The following is a 5,839-nucleotide window of genomic DNA, read 5'->3' as shown; positions in this document are numbered from 1 at the left end:
TGTCCTACTCTCCCACACCCTTCCGGGTGCAGTACCATCGGCGCTGTGGGTCTTAGCTTCCGGGTTCGGGATGGGACCGGGCGTTTCCCCCACGCTATGACCGCCGTAACTCGTTCTCCGCACCCTTCCCCGGCCGGTGTGGCCCGGGGGTGGGTGGGACGTCTCGTCACGATTGTTCGTGAGTATGCAGTTGTGGTTCCCCCTCACCCTACCCCCTGGTGCGGGGGGCGGCGGGTGGGGTTGTTGGTTGGGAGCCGTATAGTGGACGCGGTGTTCTGTGCCCCACCACGGAAACGGGGTGGGGGTTGTGGGTAAGTTGTCGGCCTATTAGTACCGGTCGGCTGCGCACGTCGTTGGTTCGTGCTTCCACCTCCGGCCTATCAACCCAGTGGTCTCGCTGGGGGCCTCTCGCACCAGAAGTGCGTGGAAATCTCATCTCGAAGCGAGCTTCCCGCTTAGATGCTTTCAGCGGTTATCTCTTCCGAACGTAGCGAAGCAGCGGTGCACCTGGCGGTACAACTGCCATACCAGAGGTTCGTCCGTCCCGGTCCTCTCGTACTAAGGACAGGTCTTCTCAAATTTCCTGCGCGCGCAGCGGATAGGGACCGAACTGTCTCACGACGTTCTGAACCCAGCTCGCGTACCGCTTTAATGGGCGAACAGCCCAACCCTTGGGACCAACTCCAGCCCCAGGATGCGACGAGCCGACATCGAGGTGCCAAACCATGCCGTCGATATGGACTCTTGGGCAAGATCAGCCTGTTATCCCCGAGGTACCTTTTATCCGTTGAGCGACGGCCATTCCACAATGTACCGCCGGATCACTAGTCCCGACTTTCGTCCCTGCTCGAGCTGTCGCTCTCACAGTCAAGCTCCCTTGTGCACTTACACTCGACACCTGATTGCCAACCAGGCTGAGGGAACCTTTGGGCGCCTCCGTTACTCTTTAGGAGGCAACCGCCCCAGTTAAACTACCCATCAGGCACTGTCCCTGACCCGGATCACGGGCCGAAGTTAGATGTCCAGAGTGACCAGAGTGGTATTTCAACGATGACTCCACGAGCACTGGCGTGCCCGCTTCACAGTCTCCCACCTATCCTACACAAGCCACACCGAACACCAATACCAAACTATAGTAAAGGTCTCGGGGTCTTTCCGTCCTGCTGCGCGTAACGAGCATCTTTACTCGTACTGCAATTTCGCCGAGTTCATGGTTGAGACAGCGGGGAAGTCGTTACTCCATTCGTGCAGGTCGGAACTTACCCGACAAGGAATTTCGCTACCTTAGGATGGTTATAGTTACCACCGCCGTTTACTGGGGCTTAAATTCTCCGCTTCGCCGTGAGGCTAACGGGTCCTCTTAACCTTCCAGCACCGGGCAGGAGTCAGTCCGTATACATCGTCTTGCGACTTCGCACGGACCTGTGTTTTTGATAAACAGTCGCTTCCCCCTGGTCTCTGCGGCCCTTACCCGCTCCCGGAAGCATGTTCCGTTCACGGTCCGGGCCCCCCTTCTCCCGAAGTTACGGGGGCATTTTGCCGAGTTCCTTAACCATGATTCTCTCGATCGCCTTGGTATTCTCTACCTGATCACCTGTGTCGGTTTGGGGTACGGGCGGCTGGAACCTCGCGTCGATGCTTTTCTCGGCAGCATAGGATCACCGAATCCCCCCACGAATGGGGGTCCCGTCACGTCTCAGGCCCATGACCCGCGGATTTGCCAACGGATCGCCCTACACGCTTGGACCGGGTCTACCATCGCCCGGCTCGGCTGCCTTCCTGCGTCACACCTGTTAATACGCTTACCTCCCCGGTTCAGGTCCCACGCTCCCCGGCGCCGGCGATGACCAATGGTCACCGCATGGCCCGGTTCGGGTGGTTAGTGTCCCCGGTTCGATAGGGGCGGTTCTTCGCCGGTACGGGAATATCAACCCGTTGTCCATCGACTACGCCTGTCGGCCTCGCCTTAGGTCCCGACTGACCCAGGGCAGATTAGCTTGACCCTGGAACCCTTGATCATTCGGCGGACGGGTTTCTCACCCGTCTTTCGCTACTCATGCCTGCATTCTCACTCGTGTGGGCTCCACCACTGGGTTACCCCGCAGCTTCACTGCCCACACGACGCTCCCCTACCCATCGCACCACCTGAACCGGACCCCGAAAGGACCGGTTGGGTATCATTGGTGCAATGCCACAACTTCGGCGGTGTACTTGAGCCCCGCTACATTGTCGGCGCGGAATCACTTGACCAGTGAGCTATTACGCACTCTTTCAAGGGTGGCTGCTTCTAAGCCAACCTCCTGGTTGTCTGAGCAACTCCACATCCTTTCCCACTTAGCACACGCTTAGGGGCCTTAGTTGGTGGTCTGGGCTGTTTCCCTCTCGACTATGAAGCTTATCCCCCACAGTCTCACTGCTGCGCTCTCACTTACCGGCATTCGGAGTTTGGCTGACGTCAGTAACCTTGTAGGGCCCATCGGCCATCCAGTAGCTCTACCTCCGGCAAGAAACACGCAACGCTGCACCTAAATGCATTTCGGGGAGAACCAGCTATCACGAAGTTTGATTGGCCTTTCACCCCTACCCACAGCTCATCCCCTCCATTTTCAACTGAAGTGGGTTCGGTCCTCCACGCGCTCTTACACGCGCTTCAACCTGGCCATGGGTAGATCACTTCGCTTCGGGTCTAGATCACGCCACTCACACGCCCTGTTCGGACTCGCTTTCGCTACGGATACCCCTCACGGGTTAACCTCGCGACGTAACACTAACTCGCAGGCTCATTCTTCAAAAGGCACGCCGTCACCCCGTAAGGCTCCGACGGATTGTAGGCGCACGGTTTCAGGTACTATTTCACTCCCCTCCCGGGGTACTTTTCACCTTTCCCTCACGGTACTGGTCCGCTATCGGTCATCAGGGAGTATTTAGGCTTACCAGGTGGTCCTGGCAGATTCACACGGGATTTCTCGGGCCCCGTGCTACTTGGGCACGCACTCCATGCGGCAGCAACGATTTCGTCTACGGGACTTCCACCCTCTACGGCCCGGCACTCACACCGGTTCGACTATCGCCCTGCACTCACACGCCCGGGCCGGCAGACCCAGGACGAACACGCCCCACAACCCCGATGATGCAACCCCTGCCGGGTATCACACACCACCGGTTTAGCCTCTTCCGCGTTCGCTCGCCACTACTGACGGAATCACTGTTGTTTTCTCTTCCTGTGGGTACTGAGATGTTTCACTTCCCCACGTTCCCTCCACGCACCCTATGAATTCAGGTACGGGTCACCACGCATAACACGCGGCGGGGTTTCCCCATTCGGAGACCCTCGGATCACAGCTCGTTTATCAGCTCCCCGAGGCATATCGCAGATTACCGCGTCCTTCATCGGCTCCTGATGCCAAGGCATCCACCGTACGCCCTTGAAAACTTGCCACATGATCACAGAACACACCGACCGACCACACACCCGGGCCACCACCACACCACCTCCCCACCAAGGAGAAGACGAAGGGCAGCACCACGACCGGCAGCCGGCGGCGATCACAAATCACGAAAACGTACCGCACCACCGGCCCACACAACGGGCTCAGCACACCCACCCCGCGAACGGAGCGAGCACGGTGCGGCGTCTTCAAGATGCTCGCGTCCACTATACAGTTCTCAAACAACAACCCACACACCCCACACCACCCGGAGCCCACCCCCAGGAACCCACCCCATCCCCCACGAAGGAGAACGAGACCGGACCCGGAAGAAGCCTCCGGCGCAGGGCGCCGGGAACAACCGAAACACCACACCCCCCGGACCACCACCCCACCGCGCCGACCACGGGCAACACCCGCAAGCCGTCCACGACGGGACCATGACCACAAAAAAGGGGGGCCTGTTGTCTCAGGACCCAACAGTGCGCCAAGGACCACACCGGCACCAGCAGCACCGGACCCGCGTTCCACCACCCCCACAGGCCCCCTTTCACAGGAACCCCCAGAAGCAGGTACTGAACAGACCCGCACCACCAGCACCCCACCACCACCAGCACCGACCACCCCGAAACGGGGCAGCAGGGCACGGCGGTGCGTGGTGTGCGGCCACTCGTTCGTTGATATTCCACCCATGAGCTCACCCCACCAGCACCACGAACGGGCACTCAGGCGGGGGCGACCACCACACGGCGGTCAACGGCTCCTTAGAAAGGAGGTGATCCAGCCGCACCTTCCGGTACGGCTACCTTGTTACGACTTAGTCCCAATCGCCGGTCCCACCTTCGACGGCTCCCTCCCACAAGGGGTTAGGCCACCGGCTTCGGGTGTTACCAACTTTCGTGACTTGACGGGCGGTGTGTACAAGGCCCGGGAACGTATTCACCGCAGCGTTGCTGATCTGCGATTACTAGCGACTCCGACTTCATGAGGTCGAGTTGCAGACCTCAATCCGAACTGAGACCGGCTTTTTGGGATTAGCTCCACCTCACAGTATCGCAACCCTTTGTACCGGCCATTGTAGCATGCGTGAAGCCCAAGACATAAGGGGCATGATGATTTGACGTCATCCCCACCTTCCTCCGAGTTGACCCCGGCAGTCTCCTATGAGTCCCCACCATCACGTGCTGGCAACATAGAACGAGGGTTGCGCTCGTTGCGGGACTTAACCCAACATCTCACGACACGAGCTGACGACAACCATGCACCACCTGTCCACCAGCCCCGAAGGGAAGCACTGTCTCCAGTGCGGTCCGGTGGATGTCAAGCCTTGGTAAGGTTCTTCGCGTTGCATCGAATTAATCCGCATGCTCCGCCGCTTGTGCGGGCCCCCGTCAATTCCTTTGAGTTTTAGCCTTGCGGCCGTACTCCCCAGGCGGGGCACTTAATGCGTTAGCTACGGCGCGGAGAACGTGGAATGTCCCCCACACCTAGTGCCCAACGTTTACGGCATGGACTACCAGGGTATCTAATCCTGTTCGCTCCCCATGCTTTCGCTCCTCAGCGTCAGTAACAGCCCAGAGACCTGCCTTCGCCATCGGTGTTCCTCCTGATATCTGCGCATTTCACCGCTACACCAGGAATTCCAGTCTCCCCTACTGCACTCTAGTCTGCCCGTACCCACTGCAGACCCGGGGTTGAGCCCCGGGCTTTCACAGCAGACGCGACAAACCGCCTACGAGCTCTTTACGCCCAATAATTCCGGACAACGCTTGCGCCCTACGTATTACCGCGGCTGCTGGCACGTAGTTAGCCGGCGCTTCTTCTGCAGGTACCGTCACTTGTGGCTTCTTCCCTGCTGAAAGAGGTTTACAACCCGAAGGCCGTCATCCCTCACGCGGCGTCGCTGCATCAGGCTTCCGCCCATTGTGCAATATTCCCCACTGCTGCCTCCCGTAGGAGTCTGGGCCGTGTCTCAGTCCCAGTGTGGCCGGTCACCCTCTCAGGCCGGCTACCCGTCGTCGCCTTGGTAGGCCATTACCCCACCAACAAGCTGATAGGCCGTGAGCCCATCCAAAACCAGTAAAACCCTTTCCACGCCCCACCATGCGGTAGGACGTCGTATCCAGTATTAGACCCGGTTTCCCAGGCTTATCCCAGAGTCAAGGGCAGGTTACTCACGTATTACTCACCCGTTCGCCACTCATCCACCCCAGCAAGCTGGAGCTTCAGCGTTCGACTTGCATGTGTTAAGCACGCCGCCAGCGTTCGTCCTGAGCCAGGATCAAACTCTCCGTCAAAAAAACAGAAAACAAAACCCCGGCCGACAAGACCACCACACCCCACGGAGGCAGGGCACAGCGATCCATCAACCAGATAAAACATCCGGTATCAACAAACATGGCACACTATTG

The 5,839-nt window shown here is 59.0% G+C and carries 3 rRNA genes; all 3 read right to left on the bottom strand.

The features are described from left to right. Window positions 1–108, bottom strand: a 5S ribosomal RNA gene (gene rrf, locus LQU92_RS14785); the annotation flags it as partial. Between the two features lie 199 nt (window positions 109–307). Beyond that, window positions 308–3,439, bottom strand: a 23S ribosomal RNA gene (locus tag LQU92_RS14780). Window positions 3,440–4,196: 757 nt separating this feature from the next. Next, a 16S ribosomal RNA gene (locus LQU92_RS14775) occupies window positions 4,197–5,725 on the bottom strand. Window positions 5,726–5,839 lie beyond the last annotated feature (114 nt).

This window comes from Kocuria sp. LUK (assembly GCF_021012935.1).
GTDB classification, from domain to species: domain Bacteria; phylum Actinomycetota; class Actinomycetes; order Actinomycetales; family Micrococcaceae; genus Kocuria; species Kocuria flava.
The sequence above is the reverse complement of the archived record's forward strand: the minus strand, read 5'-3'. Positions and strand labels throughout refer to the sequence as shown.